The organism is Microcoleus sp. N9_A2, from assembly GCF_036701775.1.
In the GTDB taxonomy this organism is placed as follows: domain Bacteria; phylum Cyanobacteriota; class Cyanobacteriia; order Cyanobacteriales; family Microcoleaceae; genus Microcoleus.
In genome coordinates this window covers 24,492-48,937 of the sequence record NZ_JAUBRH010000011.1, presented here as the reverse complement: position 1 = coordinate 48,937, position 24,446 = coordinate 24,492, and the positions used below count along the sequence as shown (strand labels likewise).

Genomic DNA, 24,446 nt, shown 5'->3' with positions numbered 1-24,446 from the left:
ATGATAGCTTTACATATCGAGTTACTTTCCGGGAAATTCAGGGTTTCAGACTGCAAATCAAAAACAGTCGGGACTATTGCAATAAGATGAGTTACATCTGGGGAATATGAGCCAAAACTGCGCGTAGTGAATCAGAGAGATTGGGTAAGCCGATTGTCAAGGTGAATGAATTTTTGTAAAGGTTTGCGTAAATCGCGAACATGACTGTGGAACAGACCTATATAATAACCAAATTACCAGTCAAGCCAAGACTTTTGATCGAAATCATTAATTAATAGACTCTTTTAACTCATTTTGAAAATAGGCAAAACTTTTGCGTTCGGCTACTCAAGATGCCTCTTGTCACTGAACCTACCTTGTAAAAAGGAAAAACTAAAATGCCAAAAAGATCGTTGGAACTCTTCGGCGATGGTCACGTATACGAAATCAAAGACGACCTAGCTATTAAAGTCACGGAGACTAATGGGGAAGTAAAAGCATTAATTGATGCTTTAAGCTTCAGTGTGGCTAAAACATATCATATTCATCCTCCAGACGAACAACCTCCTGATGTGGTAGAACCCAGAGGTTCAAAGCATATCAATCAAGAAGGTTTCAAGCTTCTCACTACCTTTGAAGGATGTGAACTCACTGCTTATGATGATGGCGGTGGAGTTTGGACAATTGGTTACGGACACACGGGCGATGATGTTTATCCAGAACTGACTATTAGCCAAACGCAAGCAGAAGAATTGCTGAGGGAAGATTTAGAAAAGTTTGAATCCTATGTTGAGGATGCCGTTGAAGTTGAGATCGATGACAACCAGTTTTCTGCACTGGTTTGCTTCTGTTTCAACGTGGGCCCAGGAACAGAAGGTTTTGGAGGTTCAACTCTTCTGAAGCTATTGAACAACGGGGATTATCAAGGAGCAGCCAATCAGTTTCCTGTGTGGAATAAAGTCAATGGTGAACCCTGGCCAGGGCTGACACGCAGGCGCTTGGCCGAGCAAGCTCTGTTTTTAGGAATGCCTGAAGTTCGGGTTCTCACACTTACCGAGCCAATAATGGAAGGTGAGGAGGTGCGTCAAGTGCAAGAAGCCCTGATCGCGGCAGGAATAAATGTTTCAGCAGATGGCGTTTTTGGTAAAGACACCGATCGTGCTGTGCGACAGTTTCAACAGCAAAAAGGGCTAACGGCGGATGGTGTTGTCGGCGCCCAAACACGCCAAGAATTGGGACTATAAAATCGATTGTATAACCAATTAGACTTACACGATCAAGTAATTTTCACAAGCTCTGTGGAGGTAAGGTGCGGTGTGCATCCCCGACGGATAGAGTTTATGAATCCAGGACTGACCAAATTCAAATAGATTGGATAAAACCATGACTAACTCAAGCGACATTCTATTTAATCAACCTGTAATTATCGAAGCCTGTGAAGAATTTGTCCAACGGGATATGTTGGAACTTAGAGGCAGTTTCCCGGGATTGCTCCAAGATGCCCCCATGTCTTCGACTGCGGTGGTCAATGGCTTATCTCAACAGTTGATTTATCAACTGCAACTGATGATGCCAGATGCCTTTGTCAGTTTTGATGACCTTAATGTAGACTTGCTGGATGCAGCTTTTCCCTACGTACAAACCCCGGCAAAAGAGGCACTTCAGAGAGCTATTCAAGATCGAGGTCAAACGATGGAGGTGAACTCTGCTTACCGCACGATCGCTCAGCAAATGTTATTGTATAACGATCGCTTCAACAACTCTAATCCTGTAGCGCCACCAGGCACCAGCAATCACCAAACAGGGCTAGCGATCGACATTGAAGATGCCAGAGGCTGGGAATCTTATTTGATACCATATGGCTGGGAGCCCTTAGCGGGCGATCCGCCTCACTTCGACTACATAGGCGACGGGACGATCGATCTTCGCAGTAACTCAATACTCGCATTTCAGCAGCTTTGGAATCTGAACAACCCTGATTCACAGATTGGCGAGGATGGCGGCTTTGGCCCCCAAACCGAGGATGCACTTAATCAATCGCCTGCTCAAGGGTTTGCTAAAGCGCCGTGGGATGACAACCCCAGAACCTTGCGCTTGGCGATGCCGAGAATGGAAGGCTCAGATGTGATCAAGCTTCAGGAAGCTTTGAACAAAGCTGGCGTTGTAGTTGGCGCTGACGGTGAATTTGGGCCGGGAACAGATACAGCAGTCAAGGAATTTCAGCAGAAAAAAGGTTTGAAGCCCGACGGAATTGTCGCTCTCAAAACCCGCGAACAAATAGGTTGAAGTGTTAGCGCGCGATCGAGTTCACCAAACCTCTAACAGAACTTCCACCGCCTTCGGTGGAAGTTCCGTTTATAGCTCAGCTTGTGGGTTTGGGCAGGTTTTGCTTCCAATTGTCACAAATTGCAGTAGCGCTATAATTGGCAATCTTTTTGATAATCAACGTAGCGACGAGAGTAGCAATAGCAGGAGCAAGTCCCAGTCCAGAGATGAGAACAGGAGCTAACATCCCAGCAGCTTTAGTGTAATTCTGGCCGATCGCTTCATCGAGGATTTTCTGAGTCTGTGGATCGTTTCCCAGCGGTTTGCACATCAGATCGTAAACTAAGGGGTTTACGCCATCGAACAACCGCTGGCCAGTTTCTAGGAGCCTGAGATCGATCGATGCTCTAGCGCCAACATTCACATCAATCGAATCCAGGGAAGCTGGGTCTATTCCTGTTGTTCCACGTCCAGCCACATCATCCTCTATGGCTTGAGCGCGATCGCCAATTTGTGCTGCTAGCTGATCCTCATCAAGTTCCCACAAACTTTCTACAAGAACTTCAATTTCTGCCATGATTACTTGTCTCCCGACTATGGTTAACTAGAATATTGCTGATTATCCTTTGCCTGCGAAGCTGATGAGTAAAAACCCGTCAATATAGCTTAACGAATGCCTAGCTACACATCAGCAATCTTAACCATTCTTTAAAAAAGTGCGATCGACCCATCAAACTGCTACTAAGTATGTAACATTTAAATCTGCAGAAAGTTACTATCGAACCGGAAATAAAGCAAACACAGTTAAATGTGTTGAATAACTCAACCAAATCAATCCCACTGGTTATGATAGCTTTACATTCGGTGACAGTGTAAAGTTACTTAACGCGCATCAAAAATTTTATTGCCAGCTTGGTATACTAAACCTGAACCGTATAGTAATATAAATACCTCGATCCGTTTAAGTAAAAGAAATCTCCTCAAGCAAGCAAACAGAAATAAAAGCTCCAGAAAACCAGAGCAATTCCCGAAACCATGACTAACAACACCCCAGTCAAAACAATTCTGATTCTGGCAGCCAATCCCACCAATACCGCTCCCCTGCGATTGGAGCAAGAGATCCGAGAAATTGACGAAGGATTGCGACGGGCAAATAAACGAGAACAGTATAAATTAGAACAAAAATGGGCCGTGCGTTCCCGTGACTTTTACCGAGCAATTTTAGATTATCAACCCAACATTGTCCACTTTTGCGGGCATGGTGCTGGAGAAGATGGAATTGTCCTAGAAGATGATACGGGAAAAATGGCGCTGGTGCAGACAAACGCCCTCGCTAGTATGTTTAAATTATTTGCCCAGAAAGGTGTAGAGTGTGTAATTCTCAATGCTTGTTATTCCGAAGTACAGGCAGAGGCAATTAGCCCATACGTTAATTATGTCATTGGCATGAATGGAGCCGTGGGAGATCGAGCAGCCCTTGCCTTTGCTGTAGGGTTTTATGATGCGATCGCTGCCGGATATACCGTCGAAGAATCCTACGAGTTAGGTTGCTCGCAGATGATGAGTTTCCGAGAGCAGGAAACTCCCGTCTTCAAGAAAAAAAATTTAATTGATGCTCCGATTGCTCAGGGTGTAAATGCTGTTGAAGATGTGATTCCGCCCAATCCTTACCAAGGATTATCTGCCTTTGGGGAAGAAGATGCAGACTTCTTTTTTGGGCAGGAAAAATTTGTCAATAATTTAGTAGAAGTAACGCACAAACAACCATTGGTAGCGGTAGTCGGGCCAAGTGGCAGTGGGAAATCTTCTGTGGTATTTGCGGGATTAATTCCCCAATTGCGAAAAGAGGGAAACTGGTTAATTGAAATTTTCCGTCCGGGTAACGAACCGTTTAAAAAGTTAGTTTTTGCCTTAGTACAGCAATTAGAACCATCAGCTAGCGAAATTCAAAAACTAGGGCTGGAAAGCGATATGCAACAAGGTAGAATCACTTTGCAGCAGGTGATGTCTCGCATTTTGGCAAACAACTCAGGTAAACGGTTGTTATTAGTTGTCGATCAATTTGAGGAACTGTACACGCTTTGTCAGGTGAAGGAAGAACAGGAACGCTTTGCTGATGCGTTGCTAACAGCTATTGCCGAAGAAAATATTACATTAGTTTTGACGTTACGGGCTGATTTTTACGGTTATGTGCTTTCTTATCGTCCGTTTCGGGATCCTTTGCAAGAGTATACACCGCAGTTACTCAGTTCCATGAAGCGGGAGGAATTACAGGCAGCTATTGAATTACCGGCTCAAAAATTGGAAGTACAGTTAGAACCGCAATTAACCCAACGCATTCTTGATGATGTGGGGGAAGAACCGGGGAATTTACCATTATTAGAATTTGCCCTAACTCGTTTGTGGGAAAAGCAAATAAATCGAGAGTTAACTCACCAGGCTTATGAAAAAATTGGCGGTGTGAAAAAAGCCATTGCCAATCATGCCGAACAGGTTTATCAACAACTGAATGAAATAGAGAAAAAGCAGGCACAGCGAATTTTTGTGCAATTAGTGCGTCCGGGAGAAGGAACAGAAGATACCAGGCGCGTTGCTACCCGTGCGGAAGTGGGGGAAGATAACTGGAATTTGGTCAGTTATTTAGCTGGATATCAAGCGCGTTTGGTAGTGACGGGACGGCAAGAACCGGAAGATACGGTAGAGGTGGTGCATGAAGCGCTGATTCGAGAATGGGGAACGCTGCGCGAGTGGATTAATGCGAATCGTCAGTTTCGGACTTGGCAAGAACGGCTGAAGGTAGCCCTGCGGGAGTGGAAAAATAACAATCATGATTCTGGAGGATTGTTGCGGGGTGCGTCGTTGACGGTGGCAGGAGATTGGTTGCAAAAACGTGCAAATGAAATGACGCAGGAGGAGCGAGACTTTATTCAAGTTAGCGCTCGGAAACAAAAACGTAGGTGGCAATTTATTACTTTTGGAGTGTCTGGTGCTTTTATCGTTGTTTCTGGTTTGGGTATTTTTGCAGCTTTGCAGTGGTGGCAAGGAGAAATATCTCGCAGTGAGGCTATCAGTCGTTCTTCAATGGCACTTTTTAGCCAAGGGCAAACATACGATGCCCTGATGGAAGCTTTACGGGCAGCACGGGTAACAGGTAGATCACCGATGTGGGTGGAGGCGGCTTTACGACAAGCGGTTTACGAAGTCAGAGAACGACGTTTAGAAGAGGATAACAATTCGGTAAGTAGCATCGCCTTTAGTCCCGATAGCAAAACATTGGCTTCTGCAAGCAATGACAACACGATCAAACTGTGGAACCGGGAAACCGGAAAAGCGATCGCTACCCTCCGAGGGCATAGCAATGGGGTCACTAGCGTCGCCTTTAGTCCCGATGGCAAGACATTGGCTTCTGCAAGCGTTGACGGGACAATCAAACTGTGGAACCTGCAAACCCAAAAAGTGATCGCCACCCTCACCGGGCATAGCAGTTTGGTCAATAGCGTCGCCTTTAGTCCTGATGGCAAGACTTTGGCTTCTGCAAGCGGGGACAAGACGATCAAACTGTGGAACCTGCAAAGCCAAAAAGTGATGCCTACGGCGGGCTATGCCTACGCTACCCTCACCGGGCATAGCAGTGAGGTCATTAGCGTCGCATTTAGTCCCAATGGCCAGACTTTGGCTTCTGCAAGCCGTGACAACACGATCAACACGATCAAACTGTGGAACCTGCAAACCCGACAAGCCATCAAAACCCTCACCGGGCGCTATTTGGTCATAGAGGTCGCATTTAGTCCCGATGGCAAGACATTGGCTTCTGCAAACGATGACAAGACGATCAAACTGTGGAACCTGCAAAGCCAAAACGCGATGCCTACGGCGGACTATGCCTACGCTACCCTCACCGGGCATAGCGGTTTTTTGGTCAATAGCGTCGCCTTTAGTCCCGATAGCAAGACTTTAGCTTCTGCTAGCGATGACCACACGATCAAACTGTGGAACGTGCAAAGCCAAAAAGTGATCGCTACCCTGATCGGGCATACCAATTCGATCAGAAGCGTCGCTTTTAGTCCCGATGGCAAGACTTTGGCTTCTGCTAGCGCTGACAACACGATCAAACTGTGGAACCTGGAAACCCGACAAGCCATCACCACCCTCACAGGTCATAGCAGTTATGTCTATAGCGTTGCATTTAGTTCCGATGGCCAGACTTTGGCTTCTGCAAGTGATGACAAGACGATCAAACTGTGGAACCGGCAAACCCGACAAGCCATCAAAACCCTCACCGGGCATAGCAGTGAGGTCGGTAGCGTCGCCTTTAGTCCCGATGACCAGACTTTAGCTTCAGCTTCTGCAAGCTGGGACGGGACGATCAAACTGTGGAACCTGCAAAGCGGAAAAGCGATCGCTACCCTCACCGGGCATAGCAGTTATGTCTATAGCGTCGCCTTTAGTCCCGATGGCAAGACTTTGGCTTCTGCTAGCTTTGACAACACGATCAAACTGTGGAACCTGCAAAGTCAAAAAGCGATGTCAAAGGCGGGCTATGCCTACGCTACCCTCACCGGGCATAGCGATCAAGTCAGAAGCGTCGCCTTTAGTCCCGATGGCAAGACATTGGCTTCTGGAAGCGATGACAACACGATCAAACTGTGGAACCTGCAAACCCGACAAGCCATCAAAACCCTCACCGGGCATAGCAATTCGGTAAGTAGCGTCGCATTTAGTCCCGATGGCAAGACTTTGGCTTCTGGAAGCTGGGACAACACGATCAAACTGTGGAACCTGCAAAGCCAAAAAGTGATGCCAAAGGCGGGCGATGCCTACGCTACCCTCACCGGGCATCGCAATTATGTCTATAGCGTCGCATTTAGTCCCGATGGCAAGACATTGGCTTCTGCTAGCTTAGACAACACGATCAAACTGTGGAACCTGGAAACGGGAAAAGCCATTACCACCCTCACTAGCCATAGCAGTGCGGTCAGTAGCGTCGCCTTTAGTCCCGATGGCAAGACATTAGCTTCTGCAAGCTTTGACGAAACAATAATTTTGTGGAATTTCGATTTTGAAGATTTACACAAGCGCGGTTGTAAATGGGTGCGTCCCTACTTGCAGAATAATCCCAATGTCAGCAACAATGATAGGCATCTGTGCGATGGTGTTTCTGCAAGTCAATAAGCTTTGGGCAGCCGATTTATTTAAAATTACAAATCAATATCAAAAACTGCATAAAAAACCCGTCTCAACCCATAGAAAAATCAAACTTTCCCAAACCCCTTACCCAGCAACAACCATGACAAACCAAACCCCCAACTTCTACGCCCTCCTCATCGGCATCAATTTCTACTTCCCCCATCGCTTACCAGAAGGTAACTACTACAAAAACTTGCGGGGATGCGTTCCAGATATCAACCACGTCGAAACCTATTTAAAAGACACCTTCAACCTCACACCCGACCAAATTATTAAACTCACCGCGACTGCTTCCGACAATCCCAACCAACCCCAAGAACCCCCTGAACTCTTACCTACTTATGAAAATATCGTCACCAAATTCAAAGAACTAACCGCCAAAGCCCAACCTCAAGACCGAGTATATATTCACTACTCCGGTCACGGCGGACGGGCGAAAACAATTTTTGAAAGCCTCAAGGGTTCTATGGGTTTAGATGAAGCCTTAGTTCCCTGCGATATCGGTCAACCAAACTCACGCTATTTGCGCGATTTGGAATTTGCCAAACTCCTGGAAGAAATGGTGGCAAAAGAGTTAGTTGTAACCCTCGTACTCGATAGCTGTCATTCCGGTGGCGCAACTAGAGAAATGAGCGGAGATGACCGGATTCGCGGTGAAGGTTTTATTGATATGACTCTTCGACCTACAGATAGTTTAGTCGCACCTCTTCAGGAATTAGCACAAAATTGGCAAACTTCAACAGAAAATAGCCGCAATATTACCGTTGTCAATGGTTTGTTACCCGAACCGAAAGGTTATACCTTAATAGCAGCTTGTCGGGATCAGGAATTTGCTTATGAAAAGGTTTTTGAAGGGACGGAACGCAACGGCGCTTTAACTTATTATTTACTAAAAGCTTTGCGAGCATACGGGACAGAGATTTCTGTAGAACATTTGTTCAGTCAAATTTCTAATCTAGTTCACAATGACTTTGACCGACAAACACCGATGTTAATAGGCGAGACAAATCGCACTTTTTTGGGCGGTCAATCTGTCGTTGCTAGCCGTAACGCTCCGGTGATGAAAGTAGATATTACCAAAAACCGAGTCCAATTGCAAATGGGTGAAGCTAGCGGCATTAAAAAAGGGGCAGAATTCGATATTTTTCGATTCGGGACGCGGAATTTTGAGGACAGCGATAATCGCATTGCTACGGTTAAAGTTGTAGAAGTGGGAGCATCCGACTGTTGGGCAGAAGTAACGATGCTACACAACGAATTTAGAACCCGAGAACTCCATCCTAAATTAAGAGAAGGAATAATTGAAATAGGTTCACCTGCTGTCTATGTAGGGCCACCGTTGGAACAAATTCGCAAAGTTCGCGTTCTTCTGCCTGACCCGTTACCGCAAATTCCTGGTGTAGATGTGTCATCACTTCCTGGTATACTCGAAACTCAAAAACAGGAAGTTGAAAATCATAGCTGGATAGAATTCTGTCCAGAAACCGAAAAAGATGAGAAGGTGAATTATTTTGTTTCCGTGAATTCTCAAGGAGAATATTTGATTTTAGATGCTAATAAAGAACCTATCAAAAATGTTCTTTTTCCGATCAAAGTTGATGCACCTGAAGCAGCTAAAAAGCTAATTAATCGCTTAATCCATATTACCATATATCAAAATCGTTTGGAGTTGGATAATGAAGATGCTTTTTCTCCCTTAAATGGCAAACTTAAGGTTGAATTGGTTAAATCAGTCAAACGGCAAGTTGTAGTTTTGAATGCTGATGGTAAGGTTCCTGTATTAGAAGAGGGTGCAGAAGATGTCAGATTACTAATTCAAAATGAATCTACCAATCGAACATTAAATATCACTGCCTTGATCTTTGATGCAGATTTTAGTATTTCACAAATCTATCCCAAGGGTGCGAATTATGAAGTTCTAAAACCCGGACAAAGAATAAAAGACAAGCTCAAAAACCTATCATTGCCACAAAATTATGAGGAGGCATTAAATGTAATAAAAGTATTTGCGACTGTGGATGCAACGAATTATCACTTGTGGGAATTGCCAGCGTTAGACCAAGATTTAGGCGGGCGAAAGGCGGAGGTTGTGACTGATGCGAGTAATGAATGGACAACGGAAAAGGTGGAAGTGGTGATTAAAAAGAGTGTGGTTTAATTGAGAAAGGAAGAAAGGTTTAACGAATCTATTTTTTCCAGAACTTACGCGAGTTGAGCTAATCCTAAACTAGATACCAAAACAGGTGCTAAAATTACCGCCGCTTTGGTTTAGATTCATTGGTAAGAAAAATTCTACTTTTTAGGTAGGTAATCGTCACAGATCCGTTTATCCTCTTCCGTCACGTAGGGATTAGTTTTGAGATAATCACCAATTCTATTACAGACTTCTTTCATCTGGCTATCTAAATCCAAATACAACTTCCAGAAAAATATCTTATTATCACCACTGCCAGAAGCAAGGGTTTGACCATCTGGATGCCAACTAATACCAGTGACCCAACCTTTATGTCCACTTAAAGTTTGCAGTAACTTGCCATCCCGACTCCAAAGCTTAATTGTATTATCAATACTTCCAGAAGCAAGGGTTTGACCATTAGGACTCCAACTCAAACTCCTAACTCCACCCTTATGTCCAGTTAAAGTTTGCAGTAACTTACCATCTCGGTTCCAAAGTTTGATTGTACTGTCATGACTGGCAGAAGCAAGGATTTGACCATCAGGACTCCAACTTACACTCCAAACACGCGCTTGATGATTTTCCAAAGTTTTCAGAAGTTTACCATCACGATTCCAGAGTTTGATTGTATTGTCTTCTCCACCAGAAGCAAGGATTTGACTATTAGGACTCCAACTGACACTCTGGATTGAATTTTGATGACCAACCAAAGTTTTCTCTAGTTTGCCATTGCGACTCCAAAGCCTGATTGTTTTATCTTTACTGCCAGAGGCAATGATTTGACCATTAGGACTCCAACTTACAGTATTGACTTGAGCCTGATGTCCTTTCAACGTTTGCAGCAGCTTATCATTACGACTCAAAAGTTTCACTGTGTTGTCTTTACAAGGAGAAGCAATGATTTGACCACCAGGACTCCAACTCATATCTAAAGCGCCTGCTTGATGAGCTTTCAAAGTTTGCAAAAGCTTGCCATCACGACTCCAAAGCTTGATTGTACGATCGCGACTGGTAGAAGCAAGAGTTTGACCATCACGGCTCCAACTCACAAAATAAACTGAGTTCGGATGTTCACCTAGAAGTTGCCGTGACTGATTAAAAGGACTCCAAAATTTGATGGTAGTATCCTGGCTACCAGAAGCAAGGATTTTACCATCGGGATTCCAACTTATACTTTTGATTGGGCTATTGTGACCTCTTAGGGTTTGCAGTAGCTTACCATCACGGCTCCAGATTTTGATCGTTCTATCACCATCAGCAGAAGCGATCGTTTTGCCATTCGGATTCCAACTCACACTGCTAACTGAGCTTTCTCCTTTCAAAGTTTTATTTAGCTTGCCATCCCGACTCCAGAGTTTGATTGTTTTGTCCTGACTACTAGAAGCAAGAGTTTGACCATCGGGACTCCAACTAACACTCCTAACAAGCTGTTTATGATCTTCCAGAGTTTGCAAAAGTTTGCCATCACGACTCCAAAGTTTCACTTTATTGTCTTTACCAGCAGAAGCAAGAGTTTGATTGTCAGGACTCCAACTTACAGCGATGACTGAATCTTTATGTCCTTCCAAGGTTTTTAGAAGTTTGCCATCGCGACTCCAGAGTTTGATTGTCTTGTCCTGACTGGCAGAAGCAAGAGCTTTGCCATCGGGACTCCAGCTTACACCATTGATATATCCTCTGTGTTCAGTGAGATTTTTCAGAAGCTTGCCATCACGACTCCAGAGTTTGATTGTTTTGTCGCCACTACCAGAAGCAAGAGTTTGACCATCAGGATTCCAGCTGACGCTATTAACATCCTTCGAGTGTTCTTTCAACGTAGCAATTTTCTGCCCATCGCGACTCCAGAGTATTATTGTGGAATCAGCACTACCAGAAGCAAGAATTTGACCATCAGGACTCCATCTGACACTAGTAACCCAATTTTGATGCCCTAATAAATTATTGTATTCTCTTGCATTATTCATTACATTTCCCAGAGCAGTCATGACTTGTGCTTGGGTATCTTTTTGATTCCTAGCTGACTTATCTATTTGTTTGAGTGCTTGTCCTGCTCTTAATGCTTCGAGTAATGCCTTCAATTCTTGATTAGACACAAGCAATTGATCGACAGAGGCACTACTTATCTTTGCGTTTCCTAAATTGTTGGCTTTTTCAATTTGGTAAGTAGCAAACAAACTTGTCCCAATTGCAACTACCGCCGCAAAAACCAAAGTCAGAGTCCTAATCTTTAATGCTTGTTGTTTGGCTAACCGTTCATCCTCTAACGCCAATTCTGCTTTCTGCCTCGCCGCACTTAAAATTTGATTAGCTTCTTTCTCTGCTGCCAAATTTCGTTCAAATTCCCGCTTTTCTAAGTCGCGACTAGCATCCAAAAACCGATAATCTTGCACGCTCAAACTTTTTCCTGCCGCCCAAGTTTGAGCATCTTGCAAAGCCTGACCTCGCAACAATCGCGATTCATCTTGACAAACGGAATCTTCCCAAGCTTTAAAACTTTCGCTATAAGGACGGAGATTCGCCAACTGTCTTTCCACCCAATCCAGGTTAAAAACAGATTGATAAAGTCGGTTATAAACTTTAAGTTTACCAGATTGCTTCACTACCAAACCTGTTAAGCGCAGTTCCATTTGTTCGGGACTATCATCAGATGTAATCTCATCATGTTGCAGAATTTGCTGATATAGTCCCAGCAACCGACTGGCACGTTGGTCACTATGCAAAATACGGTCTCTAATCGTCTTCAAATGCTCCGGTTGATCCTGTCCTTCCCAATTTTCAATTATTTTTTCTTGTACTAAATTTGCTACCCAATCAGCGGAGGGGACAATCGAAGTCGAATTCAGATAATTTTTGATTAATTTACAAAGTTTCTGCGTTAAAAATGGCTGTCCGCCAGTCCAAGATAATACTGCTTCCAGCAAAGCTTGAGAATTTTCTGTTTGAGTTTCTAACCCAAGTGCCAAAGGTTGTGCTTCTGCTAATTGAAAACCCGTTAACTCAATTGCCCGCCCGATATTAAACGGAGTGCGAAGGTGATTACTAATTAGATCGGAAGGTGTTGCTACTCCAATCAAAGCAAAGGTTAGGCGGTTATATTCTGGCTTGTCTGCACGCTGGTTAAAACAATCACGAATCACTGCAAAAAAATCATCAATATTAAATGGCAGAGCCAATACACTATCAATTTCATCAATAAATATCACGATAGATTTATCGATTAATTCCAGCAATACTTCTCCGATAAACTTGCTGAAACGTTGAACTGGAGACATCAATTCGTTACTTGTCCACCAATCATAAGAATCAAAATGATTGTAAAGCTCAAAACTATTTACCAGTGAGTCAATAATTCCAAAATACCACTCTTTAGGAGTAATATTTGCAGTACCAATTGCTGTAATATCAACGGCAGCACAGGCAAATCCCTCTTGCTGCAATCTAGCCATTGTTTGCACCCGCAAGCTAGATTTACCCATCTGTCGCGAGTTGAGAACGTAACAAAATTCTCCGGCTTTTAATCCGTCATAAAAATCTCGGTCAGCTTGTCTCCTAACATAGGTTGGTGCATCTACAGGTAGGCTACCACCTACTTGATATTCGTAATGTAAATCAGGTTTGTCATTCATTAATGAACTCCCAATCGATCTTTAAAATAAAGGCGGTAGAGATTGCACAGAGGAATTACATCATTACCCCGCAGGTTCACCAAACCCAGACTGCGAAGTTTAAACGCTAGATTTGCTTCTAATCGTACCGGATTGGAACTAGCAATTACTTGTTTCATTGCTGCTTCCAAATTAGGATCGGCTGTTAGGTTAAATAAATGGCGACGTAAATGATCGCCATAAATTCCTTCTTCTGTAGGCGAAATCTGTAAAAATTGTTCAAGGTTCAAAGAACCGCGAGCAATTTCATAGAGGGCTTTTCTTAACAGGTAAGGATGTCCGTCCACCATTCCTATCAGTTGTTCAATTTCACGGGCAGACCACTTCAGTTGATGTTTTTGTACTAATTCATTAATTTGTTGATGATTGAATTCGGGCAACTCAATGGGTAAACCCACATTAAACGGCGATTGGTTGATATTGAGGGGAATATAAACTTCTTTGGAATGGGAAATAACTAAACGCAGTTTTTTCCAAGCTTGTTCGTTTTTCCCTTTTTCATGCCACGCCCGCAGCAATCCAAAGAATTCTTGGGCAACTTCGGGATGTTGAAACACTTGATCTACTTCATCTAATCCTAAAGTTAAGGGGGAGGTAATTGTTGTTAACAGGTAGCGCTGAAAATAGTTGCCGCATTTTTGTTTGCTACCCATGCCTTGTTTCCAGTAGTCTGCCACTCGATCTTCTAAGTTTAATTCATTGGTGATGTCGCCGCAAAACCACTGCAACAACTCCTCAAGGTTGGTAAGAAAACTTGCATCAGCCGATTGAAAATTTAAATACGCAGTTTGATGTCCTTGTTCCCTTGCCTGGTGCAGAATGCGCTGTAATAAAGAGGTTTTTCCCATTTGACGAGGTGCTTTTACTCGGATCAAAGCTCCTGGTTTGAGAATGGTTTGGTAGCAGTCGGATTCGATGGGAGGACGATCGATATATAGCTGACAATCTAAGCTAACAGAACCTTCTGGGTTATCTAAGTTGGAAATTGAAATGGCCCGTGAGGTGATGGATCGGGTATTTTCAACCGCAACAGGTGGATCTTCAACATTCTCGCTCGCTGCTGCATCTAAACCCTCTCTCCCTTCCACTGTTGTCTCTACAGGAGAATCAGGCTTTGTCCTCAATACCGGCGTCAGTTCTTCAGGAATGCCGGCCATACTAATACTGGTACAACCCCATTCATAGGCGAATTCGACAGTTCTACCGGCACCCAATGCGTCATAAAATCCTACTGCAAATTCTCTGGCAGCATTATCACCGACGGCTTGGTTCATGCCAATCACATAAGGAATATGGGCAGCGATGGCTTTGGCTTGCACTTCTGAATAACAAGCGTTTAGTACCACACACTCTACTTGATCCTGAAACAGTTTAAAGAGGCCGGCTAATGCTTTTGCATTCACCAGCTTAATTTGTCCTGTGTCATCTTCAAGGGCTAACCCGCCTTCTCCTGCCCCATGTCCGGAAAAATGGACAATTTCTGGATTAAAATCTAAGACTGCTCGTTGCATTTCTCTGGGTGTCACCGCCCACTGTTGCTCAAGTTGAAATTTGTCACGCTTTTTAGAACGTTGCAACCCATCGGCAATTTCTTGAACCTCTTTACCTAAGCGCAGGGGCGTGGAGTTTTTGGGGTTAGCTGCCAAAAACAAGATGGTTTTTTTCTTTCTTGGGGAACTACTCATAAATGGGACTTTGACTAAAGGTGATTCGCTATTACTCCCTTTGGGCCCCAAGAATATCTAGTGAAGAGGACAAGGCTTTGCTGCGGGCTTTTATAGATATTGGCTCGCGATCGCGCCTACAAGATATTATTGTTTTTTCGTGCCGATCTACTTAGTAGATTAAGTTTACCAGCTCTAGGTGGGGAATATGGTGGATCGGGTCAGATAAATTAACCATAATTATTGTAGAGACTGGTTAACGCGCGATCGGCAATATCAGCCATAACACCCGTAAACCCGCCCCGACTGGGAACTTTTAAGGTCGAAAATCCGCCAAAGCTTTCAATGCAAATTGTGGCAAAGCCAACATCCTGCGCCAGCGCCAAGGTTCTTGATAAAGCCGGTACAACCATTCTAAATGATTGTCGCAAAACCAAGCCGGCGCGCGGTCTTTTGTTCCCGCCCAAATATCGAAACTGCCGCCAACTCCCACCCAAATTGACTTCGGACAAAGGTGTCGGTTTTTAGCAATCCAAAACTCTTGACGAGGCACTCCCAAGCCGACAAAAATGATTTTTGGCTGCATCTTTTTAAGGTTTTCACAGAATTCTGTTTCTTCATCACCCGAAAGATAGCCGTGTTGAGCAGAAATCGACAATTGATCAACTTTTTGCTGCCAAGTTTCTGCCGCCTTCGCGGTCACTCCGGGCGCACCTCCAAAGAAAAATATCGGTTCGGAGTTCGGCAATTTTCCGGCCTGTTGTAGCAGCGATTCTGCTAGTTCAATCCCTGGATAGCGCTGGGCCGGTTTGCCGCGCATTCGCAAATACAGCACTACTCCCGAACCGTCGGGTATTACGAGTTCGGCAGAGCGAATTACATCGGCTAAAGCTGGGTTTTGCTCGGCTTGCATTGCCATTTCAGCATTCAGCGTCACGACGTGACTGCCTAATCCTTGATACAGGCGCTCTATCAGCCAGCCTGCATAATCGTCTAATATGTGAACTGGTAGTCCCAGTACGGAAAATTGCGGGCGCGATCGATCCATATTTCTTTACTTTGAGATTCCTACACACCTAGTTATTTAAATTAGCTTAGTTTGGCGATCGCCCCTACACAAGTCTGGAACGCCAAAAACCCGATTTTTGCCACCAAAAGTCTGTTAAGTCATCATTCCGTGGCCGATAAACCGGGTTTTGTACGAGACGCAGTACGTCACTGACTTAGAGTTTTAGTCGAAATTGCGCGCGAGCGAAGCTATCCCGTAGGGAATCGCCCGTTAGCGTTCAATTTTCTTGACAGAGCCGTCAGCGTACCATTCCATCGGTACCAGCTCAATTTTACCATTAATTTTGACTGTAGAGTAAACGATTTTCACGAAAGGAACGTTGTTGTTATTGTTGTTGCGGCTAGACATGACAATCACCTTGTTATGTTTGAAAAACTTGAGAAGTGATATAATTTCTGATATATTTAAAAGTCTATTCACCGCAATTCGGCTCGCATCAGGAAAAAAAGGAACACGAAATGGCGATCGCAACAACCCAGCGGCAAACCAGGTTAGATTATTACTACCAGCAAATCAAAAACGTCATCCTCAAGCGCCAGAACCCAATTACTGGTTTGCTGCCGGCGAGTACTGCTGTTACTGCACACGGCGACTACACCGATGCCTGGGTGCGCGATAACGTGTATAGCATTCTGGCAGTTTGGGGCTTGGGTTTAGCCTACCGCAAAATTGATGGCGATCGCGGTAGAACATTTGAACTCGAACACAGCACAGTCAAACTGATGCGCGGTTTGCTGTTTGCGATGATGCAGCAATCAAGCAAAGTAGAAAGCTTTAAAAATACTCAGTTGCCGCTAGATGCCTTGCACGCTAAATACAATACTCAAACTGGCAGTATTGTTGTCGGCGATGACCAGTGGGGACACTTGCAGTTAGATGCTACATCTATATTCTTGTTAATTCTTGCTCAAATGACGGCTTCTGGGCTGCACATAATTTTTACAATAGATGAAGTCAATTTCGTCCAAAATTTAGTTTATTATATTGGTAGAGCCTATCGCACACCCGATTATGGAATTTGGGAAAGAGGCCATAAAATTAATCGTGGCAATGCCGAATTGAATGCCAGTTCCGTTGGCATGGCAAAAGCAGCGCTGGAAGCAATGAATGGATTAGATTTGTTCGGAGTTAACGGTTCTCAAGCCTCTGTAATTCACGTTTTACCAGATGAAATTGCCAGAAGTCGCATCACTTTAGAATCGCTTTTGCCTCGCGAATCTAGTTCCAAAGAAGTAGATGCCGCTTTATTAAGTGTAATTAGTTTTCCCGCTTTTGCTGTGGAAGATAAAGAATTAGTAGAACGGACTCGCAATAAAATAATCGACAAATTGCAGGGAAAGTACGGCTGCAAAAGGTTTCTGCGGGACGGACACCAAACAGTTTTGGAAGATGCCGATCGCCTGCATTACGAACCGACAGAATTAAAGCAGTTCGAGCATATAGAATGCGAGTGGCCGCTATTTTTCACTTATTTGTTCTTGGACGGCATATTTGAGGGAAATCAAGCCCAAGTCGAAGAGTACCAGCAGCGTTTGGAATCTCTAACAGTCGATCGCGCTGGTTTGCCACTTCTACCAGAATTGTACTACATCCCCGCCCAAAATATAGAAGCAGAAAAATTAAATCCCCGCAGCCAGCAGCGCCTACCCAATGAAAATATTCCCCTAGTTTGGGCGCAAAGTTTGTATTTTCTCGGTCAATTACTCAACGAAGGGTTAATCGCAGTTGGCGATATTGACCCCTTGGGAAGACACCTGTCAGTGGGTGGGCACAGAGAACCTTTAGTGCAAATTGCCCTGTTAGCTGAAGACAAAGATTTGCAAGCAGAATTAGCCACCAACGGTATTGCAGCGCAAACTCCAAAACAGGTAGAACCAATTCAAGTCCGCCAAGCCAAAGAATTATCCGCTATTTACGCGGAGATTGGACGCAACGATTCACTAGGCTTAACAGGCCGCCCCGTGCGCCGTTTGCGGAGTTTGACGACTTCCCGGGTGTTCAAAATTCGCGGAGAGGCGATCGTATTTCTTCCCTCATTCTTGGACAGAGAAGAATTTTACCTAACTCTAGACTACCATTTTCTAGTATCTAAAATTCAAAGCGAAATAGCTCACATTCACCGCCACTGGTATCAGTTGGGACGACCCACGGTAACGCTGATGCTGACTCACGCGATGCTCGAAACCGGCCGCGAAGCACTGCTGGAATTGATGAAGCAACTCCGCGACGGAAACTCAGGAAATACGCCTGTTAAACTCGGAAATCTCAACCAGTTAATGCTGACCGCTGGCACAGAGAGAATAGATTTCATGCAATATTTTGAATTCACTGAATCTCCAGTGACGGGTGCAGTAGAAACCCCCACATACCTGAGTTATAATCCCGAAAAAACTTGGCCATTGGGTCACACCCAAGAATTTAAATTAGAGTGTGAGACTAATCCTCAATTATTGCTCACCAGCCTGCGAAACTCAGAGAATTTGTACGAACAAATTGAGTTGCTGCATACGCTGATTCGCCTCAAAGGATTAAACTTTGATACAGGATTTGGTGGTGCGGAAGCAACTGTTGAAGTTGTGGATTTACTCAACGAAGTTTATACGAAAGCTGGAGAAAGTTCGCAATCAAAAATTCAATGGGCCGTTGTCCGTCACGCTGCTGGATTGCTGGACAAAGTTGATATTAGCTTGTCGGATGCGGTAACAGACATTTTGGTGAAGCAAAAACAGATTGCTGTCGGGAAAGCCTACAGCGAAGATTCGCTGATTTCGCGGCCTGGTTCTTACACGGAAATCATGGACAAAATTCGCGAATTCTGTGGAGAAGACGTTCGCGATAGAGTTCTCACTCAAGAAATTCTGATTTACTTAGGTTTGCTAATTAAAGCGGAACCGCAGTTATTTAAAGGGTTGCTAACTCTGAGAGTGAGTTACTTTATTTTGCTGTTAACTAGCGAATTAGCCCGTGAATTGCGAGTTACGCAAAATGAAGCTTACGAATATTTAATGCAGCTAAGTCCCTTTGAAATTAAAAATCGCCTGCGCCAAGTATTGGCAGAATATGAGGAAATGAATCAAATCCTCAAACAGCAAGAATCACTGCGTGTCAAACAGCCGGAAAAAGATATTGAATGGGTAGTCGCGCCCGTGTTTGAGGAACCCAAAATGCCTGCGGGTGGATGGCGGCGCAAGCGGCAAATGGAAGGTGCAGTCAACCGCGTACCGAAGGATTTTTATCCGAGTGTTTGGGGATTGCTGCGGCACTGCAAAGGCTTGATTATTGGCGATAAATTAGAGCGTCGAAATCGCTTAGATAGCGATATTATTTTAGCGGAAATGACCCCAGGCGAAAAGAATTTCGCGCTCCAAATCGAGCATTTGCTAAACAAAATTGTAGCGCCGGAATACCGACAAGTCAATATTGAGGCGCTGATGGAGTTGGCGGCGATCGCCCAGCGCAACCCAGAATTGAAAGTAGAAGAATACATTGTTTTAGATGTATTAGTGGGTCACGCGGTGCGGCTTAATTGGCTGGGAAGACACTCGGAAAGAGCGGACAGGTACGATGAAGATAAGGCGGCGGCGTGGCAAGGTTTTTACAATACTTCGCCCTACGTTTGCGCGAGTCACGTACTGGATGCTTTCCGTTTCTTGACGAAGTTTGGATAGACAAAAATAAACCAAGCGTGTCACACTCAAATCAAATAGTAGGGTGCGTCAGATCAAATTCTATAACGATTGTCGAGGTTTTCCAATCTGACGTACCTTACTCAAATCGAATTGTTTATTCTTTAGCTAATTGGCTGAATACTTTGGGAAGGTAAGGTAATATAGATTTATGAAGTAGCCACGGCTTGACATGAAACTACCGGATCGCATCACAACCTATAAATACCCGATTAAAAGTCAGGTAGAACTCGAAGCGGAGTTTTATAGCTTTGCAGAAGAATGGCGTGGCCAGACAAGGATGCTGTCATTAGTTACACAAAAGTCAATGCACCCAGCTTATCAAAGAATTATTGGCATGGGACAGCCTGTTGTACCGTTAATTTTTCGCGATCTCGAACAAAAACCCGATCATTGGTTTTGGGCGTTGAGGGCAATTACTGGTGATAATCCGGTAAAGCCAGAGCAGCGCGGTCGAATGAAACAAATGGCTCAAGCGTGGATACAATGGGGAAAAGAACACGGTTATGAATGGTAGGCTGGAATATAGCAAACTCTTGAGATTTCCTAATTTAGAGAATACTGAATATGAAGTAACAAGTGAATCGGTCACGCGGTGTGCTTGAACTGGCAAGGAAAATACCCGGAAAGAGCGGATAAGTACGACGAAGATAAGGCGGCGACTTGGCAAGGATTTTACAATACTTCGCCCTACGTTTGTGCGAGTCACGTACTGGATGCTTTCCGTTTCTTGACGAAGTTTGGATAGATTGAGATAAATCTTCCAATTTGAGAGTTTAGTAGAGTACAATTTTCATACCAGCAATACCTGATTTTGAGGCTAAAATCTTTGATTGACAACAAACCAATAACTATTAGCCTCTTTGCTGGAGCCTACGGTTTAGATTTAGGACTCGAAAAAGCAGGCTTTCAAACAGTAAGTTTAGTAGAAATAGAACCTGATGCTACCAAAACTATCTCTATAAATCGTCCTCACTTATCCCTATGTGCTGTACCGAGAGATATTTGCCAAGTTAACGCCAAAACCCTATTGCAAGAAGCGGGTAAAATCTTAGGTTTAAATAGACCTCTGCGCTCTAATGAAGTAGATTTAGTAACTGGCGGCCCCCCGTGCCAACCCTTCAGCACAGCCGGAAAACGCGGGTCTGTTGGCGATCCGCGCGGTAGCTTATTTATGGAGTTCATACGCATTGTTGACGAAATCAAACCACGCTTTTTTATCATGGAAAATGTTAAGGGGTTGCTGTCATCTCCTATTCGACATCGATCTCATGATCAGAGAGGTTTAGGTTATCCGCAATTAGAACCTGATGAGATGCCAGGTTCAGCTTTACAAGTGATTTTGGCAGAGATGAAACGAATTGGTTATGAAGTTGTGTATGATTTGCTAAATACTGCTGATTATGGCGTTCCTCAATGTAGAGAGAGAGTCATTTTTATTGGTTATAAAAGTAATGATTCAGTTACTTTGCCCCTGCCAACTCACAGTCAAAAAGGTACTGGTAAAAAACCCAAATGGCTGACACTTAGAGAAGGATTAAAAGATTTAGTTGACCCTCAGCCAGAATTTGTCCCTTACTCAGAAAATCGTCTCAAGTATTTGCGTTTGTTAACCGCTGGTCAAAACTGGAAGGATTTACCCAGCGAATTAAAAGCAGCAGCAATGGGAGGGGCATATAAATCGGAAGGCGGTAAAGTTGGTTTTTATCGACGCTTAGCGTGGGAGAAACCTTCACCTACTGTCACAACAAGCCCCCATCAAAAGGCTACAGATATGTGCCACCCTGATGAATTGCGTCCTTTGAGCGTCAGAGAGTGCGCGCGAATTCAGACATTTCCCGATGACTGGGTTTTTTATGGTTCAACAGCTTCTAAATATCGGCAGATTGGGAATGCGGTTCCTGTATTATTGGGAAAGGCGATCGGTGAATATCTTTTCCAGATCGTTAAAGGCGATCGAGTACAAGGGCGAGAAATATTTGAGCAACTTTCTTTGTTCGCATAACTAAAACTTGAATTTAACTTTAGGATATATAAAAGTGTCAGATCAACTTCATGAATTGTTAACGTTTGTCTTAGAAAAAGAAGTGGGATTACCTGCCAGAAAGTCTCAATCTTTCGCTGGACACTTTGCAGATTTAGAAGAATTTCTTAGTTTGACAGCAGAAACACTTAGAAACGGTATCAGCAGTATTTCTGGCAAAAGAGCTCTTAAATTTACTCCCGATGAGATTGAACGCATTTTAGCATTTACATCTTCAGGTAAGCTTTCGTTGCAACTTACTATAGCTGAAAATTTTCTAGCTAGTATCTGTCGGGACTTTACAAGGCGGCAGCTAGCTATGGTTGATAATCTGACTTTAGAAAAAATTCATCCCAACCCATTTTTAATTAGGGCGTTAAATCTTGATACTCCAGCAGAAGTTGTCAGACTTAATGTTTATATGGCGGCTACTAGGTCTATTGTTACTTCTATGGGGTTTTTTATTGAAAAACTCTTGATATCTTGTTCTGAAAGTGCAGAAAGTCCGCCCGGTAAGTCAGGATGGGATGCAATCAAAACTACCAGTGATGGCGATCGCTGTTGGATACAGGTCAAAAGCGGCCCGAATGATATGGATAAAGACCAGATAGTATATTGGGCTGACAAAATTCAGGAAAAAATTAATGCAGGCGATCGCGCTTATATTGGTATAGCTTACGGCAAGAGAACTAATAAGACTGTAACTTTTGGTCTGCTGAAGCAACTTCTGCCGAATTCTGAAATGAGCACTTTGATCGGTCGAGAACTGTGGGATTTTGTCAGTGAAGATACTGATTTTACTGTAAATTTGTTTGAAGTTTTGCGTCAATCTGCTAGTCAAGTTTTAGCACAAAGTTCTATAGCTGATGCTATAGAAAGGTGTAGCGATCGACTAATTGATGAATTTATAGGCAAGTACGGCGAGGGAAGTCAAGGTGTTTTTAACTACATCGCAGATATATTTTAGATCCAGCGGTTTTGATTTGCAGGAGAGGATAATTCGTAGTAGCGCCGCAGCGCTACTACAAACCCCAAACTACAAAACCCCTTTAGAACTCGGAATCCCACTGGCGCGCCGAGGATCGACTTCCACCGCCATCCGCAAAGCCCGCGCAAAGGCTTTGAACGCTGCTTCCACAATGTGATGAGAATTTCCGCCCTGCAACTGTCTGACGTGCAGTGTCATCTGAGTGTGGTTCACTACCGCCGAAAAAAACTCTCTCACTAACTCGGTATCGTAAGTGCCGATTCGCTGGTTGGGAATTTCCAAGCTGTAACTTAAGTGAGGCCGTCCCGAAAAATCTAGCACTACTTCAATTAATGCTTCATCGAGAGGGGCGATGAAGTGGCCGAAGCGAGAAATGCCCGATCGATCTCCGACAGCTTTTGCTAGCGCTTGGCCCAAGGTAATTCCCACATCTTCGTTGGTGTGGTGGTCGTCAATCGCCAAATCCCCGATCGCCTGTACGTCCAAATCGATCAATCCGTGAGAAGCAATCTGCTGCAACATATGGTCTAAAAACGGAATCCCCGTAGACGCTTTGCAAGTTCCCACACCGTCGAGATTCAGGCTGGCGGTGACATCCGTTTCCAATGTCGTGCGTTTCACCAACGCCGCCCTGGCTGGTTGAACCGAACTTGCAGGAGGTACTGGAGGGCGATCGATTATTTCCATAATTCCCAATTTGTCATTCATAGTTATTGATAATTAGTAATTTGGGATTAGCACTTTTGTAGCAGACAACGGACAGTTATTGACAGTTGACTGTTGGCAAATTTTGCTGTCAACTGTTAACTATCTAAAAACTTCGCTGACAACTGTCAACTGTCAACTGTCAACTGACAACTGTCAACTGACAACTGTCAACTGTTTAAAAGCTGTTACATTCCCATGATTTCGTAACCAGCATCGACATACAAAACTTGACCTGTAATCCCGCTAGAGAGATTGCTGCACAGAAAAGCCGCAGCATTTCCCACTTCCTGCTGAGTCACAGTCCGCCGCAGCGGGGCCACTTCCTCAACGTGGTGGATCATGTCCAGAATGCCACCAACTGCTGAGGAAGCCAGAGTCCGAATCGGGCCCGAAGAAATCGCATTTACCCGAATATTTAACGGGCCGAGTTCCGCCGCCAGATAGCGAACATTCATCTCCAAGGCTGCCTTAGCAATTCCCATGACATTATAATTAGGAACTACCCGCACGCCACCCAAATAAGTCAGCGTGATAATGCTGCCGCCCTCCGCCATCAGCGGTTTAGCCGCAGCACAAAGCCGCACCAGCGAGTAAGCGCTAATATCCAAAGCATTGGAGAAGCCTTGGCGGGAGGTGTTGGTGAAATCTCCTGAAAGTTCGTCCTTGCCGGCAAAGGCTAAGCAGTGAACCAGGATATCTAACTTGCCCCATTTGTCGGCGATGGTTTGAAAAGTAGACTCGATTTCGCTCTCGTTTTGGACATTGCAGGGCAGATACAGAGTGGGATTGAGCGGTTCTACGAGTTCGGCTACTTTGCGCTCGTGCTTGCCTTTCTCATCCTTCAAAAAAGTGATGCCGAGGTTGGCCCCTGCTTTGTGAAGCTGCTGGGCGATGCCCCAGGCGATCGAGCGATTGTTGGCAATGCCCGTAACAAGAGCATTTTTTCCGGTCAAATCTATCATCTATATTTCTTCTCGAAGCAACTTGCACCGTTCTCGTGAGCTCTATGCGACAACCCCGCCAGTTTAGACACAAC

Annotated in this window: 16 protein-coding genes; 9 read left to right on the top strand and 7 right to left on the bottom strand. The window is 44.3% G+C overall.

Annotated features, from left to right (window positions below):
* The first annotated feature begins 377 nt into the window (after window positions 1–377).
* Window positions 378–1,223 carry a glycoside hydrolase family protein gene (locus tag QUA44_RS09315; protein WP_333250012.1) on the top strand — a complete coding sequence of 282 codons (846 nt, stop codon included), beginning with the start codon at window positions 378–380 and terminating at the stop codon, window positions 1,221–1,223.
* 139 nt (window positions 1,224–1,362) lie between these two features.
* Entirely contained in the window at window positions 1,363–2,265 is a 903-nt protein-coding gene (locus QUA44_RS09310; RefSeq protein ID WP_333250014.1) for a peptidoglycan-binding protein, read from the top strand.
* A gap of 76 nt (window positions 2,266–2,341) precedes the next feature.
* Here QUA44_RS09310 and QUA44_RS09305 read toward each other — a convergent pair whose 3' ends face one another.
* Complete coding sequence (locus QUA44_RS09305) at window positions 2,342–2,821, bottom strand: hypothetical protein (protein ID WP_333250016.1); 480 nt, start codon at window positions 2,819–2,821, stop codon at window positions 2,342–2,344.
* Between the two features lie 458 nt (window positions 2,822–3,279).
* Here QUA44_RS09305 and QUA44_RS09300 point away from each other — a divergent pair, with 458 nt between their 5' ends.
* Window positions 3,280–7,416, top strand: a complete 4,137-nt coding sequence (locus QUA44_RS09300; RefSeq protein ID WP_333250018.1) for an nSTAND1 domain-containing NTPase — start codon at window positions 3,280–3,282, stop codon at window positions 7,414–7,416.
* The gene (locus QUA44_RS09295) at window positions 7,364–9,589 is read left to right on the top strand and encodes a caspase family protein (protein ID WP_333250020.1); all 2,226 of its coding nucleotides are present in this window, start codon (window positions 7,364–7,366) and stop codon (window positions 9,587–9,589) included. Before QUA44_RS09300 ends, QUA44_RS09295 begins: the two co-directional genes overlap by 53 nt.
* Before the next feature lie 134 nt (window positions 9,590–9,723).
* On the opposite strand, the gene QUA44_RS09290 is transcribed toward QUA44_RS09295, so the two are convergent.
* The 4 genes from QUA44_RS09290 to QUA44_RS09275 form a co-directional block, all read right to left on the bottom strand.
* Window positions 9,724–13,233, bottom strand: a complete 3,510-nt coding sequence (locus QUA44_RS09290) for a WD40 domain-containing protein (protein WP_333250022.1) — start codon at window positions 13,231–13,233, stop codon at window positions 9,724–9,726.
* Window positions 13,233–14,957 carry an AAA-like domain-containing protein gene (locus tag QUA44_RS09285; protein WP_333250024.1) on the bottom strand — a complete coding sequence of 575 codons (1,725 nt, stop codon included), beginning with the start codon at window positions 14,955–14,957 and terminating at the stop codon, window positions 13,233–13,235. The genes QUA44_RS09290 and QUA44_RS09285 overlap by 1 nt, the downstream gene beginning before the upstream one ends.
* 295 nt (window positions 14,958–15,252) lie before the next feature.
* Complete coding sequence (locus QUA44_RS09280; RefSeq protein WP_333250026.1) at window positions 15,253–15,984, bottom strand: WecB/TagA/CpsF family glycosyltransferase; 732 nt, start codon at window positions 15,982–15,984, stop codon at window positions 15,253–15,255.
* 231 nt (window positions 15,985–16,215) lie between these two features.
* Window positions 16,216–16,353 (bottom strand): hypothetical protein, encoded by a 138-nt coding sequence (locus QUA44_RS09275; RefSeq protein ID WP_265233086.1) that lies wholly within the window; start codon window positions 16,351–16,353, stop codon window positions 16,216–16,218.
* A gap of 110 nt (window positions 16,354–16,463) precedes the next feature.
* On the opposite strand from QUA44_RS09275, the gene QUA44_RS09270 reads away from it, so the two are divergent.
* The 5 genes from QUA44_RS09270 (at window position 16,464) to QUA44_RS09250 (ending at window position 22,681) form a co-directional block, all read left to right on the top strand.
* Window positions 16,464–19,673, top strand: a complete 3,210-nt coding sequence (locus QUA44_RS09270; protein ID WP_333250028.1) for a glycoside hydrolase family 15 protein — start codon at window positions 16,464–16,466, stop codon at window positions 19,671–19,673.
* Window positions 19,674–19,863: 190 nt separating this feature from the next.
* Complete coding sequence (locus tag QUA44_RS09265) at window positions 19,864–20,208, top strand: hypothetical protein (RefSeq protein WP_333250030.1); 345 nt, start codon at window positions 19,864–19,866, stop codon at window positions 20,206–20,208.
* Between the two features lie 84 nt (window positions 20,209–20,292).
* Window positions 20,293–20,439: a hypothetical protein gene (locus QUA44_RS09260; RefSeq protein WP_333309651.1), complete on the top strand. Its 147-nt coding sequence runs from the start codon at window positions 20,293–20,295 to the stop codon at window positions 20,437–20,439.
* 81 nt (window positions 20,440–20,520) lie between these two features.
* Window positions 20,521–21,696, top strand: a complete 1,176-nt coding sequence (locus QUA44_RS09255; RefSeq protein ID WP_333250034.1) for a DNA cytosine methyltransferase — start codon at window positions 20,521–20,523, stop codon at window positions 21,694–21,696.
* Between the two features lie 34 nt (window positions 21,697–21,730).
* Complete coding sequence (locus tag QUA44_RS09250) at window positions 21,731–22,681, top strand: PmeII family type II restriction endonuclease (protein ID WP_333250036.1); 951 nt, start codon at window positions 21,731–21,733, stop codon at window positions 22,679–22,681.
* 69 nt (window positions 22,682–22,750) lie between these two features.
* On the opposite strand, the gene hisB is transcribed toward QUA44_RS09250, so the two are convergent.
* Window positions 22,751–23,389 carry an imidazoleglycerol-phosphate dehydratase HisB gene (hisB, locus tag QUA44_RS09245; RefSeq protein ID WP_333250081.1) on the bottom strand — a complete coding sequence of 213 codons (639 nt, stop codon included), beginning with the start codon at window positions 23,387–23,389 and terminating at the stop codon, window positions 22,751–22,753.
* Window positions 23,390–23,595: 206 nt separating this feature from the next.
* Complete coding sequence (fabI, locus tag QUA44_RS09240) at window positions 23,596–24,372, bottom strand: enoyl-ACP reductase FabI (RefSeq protein WP_333250037.1); 777 nt, start codon at window positions 24,370–24,372, stop codon at window positions 23,596–23,598.
* Window positions 24,373–24,446: the final 74 nt, after the last annotated feature.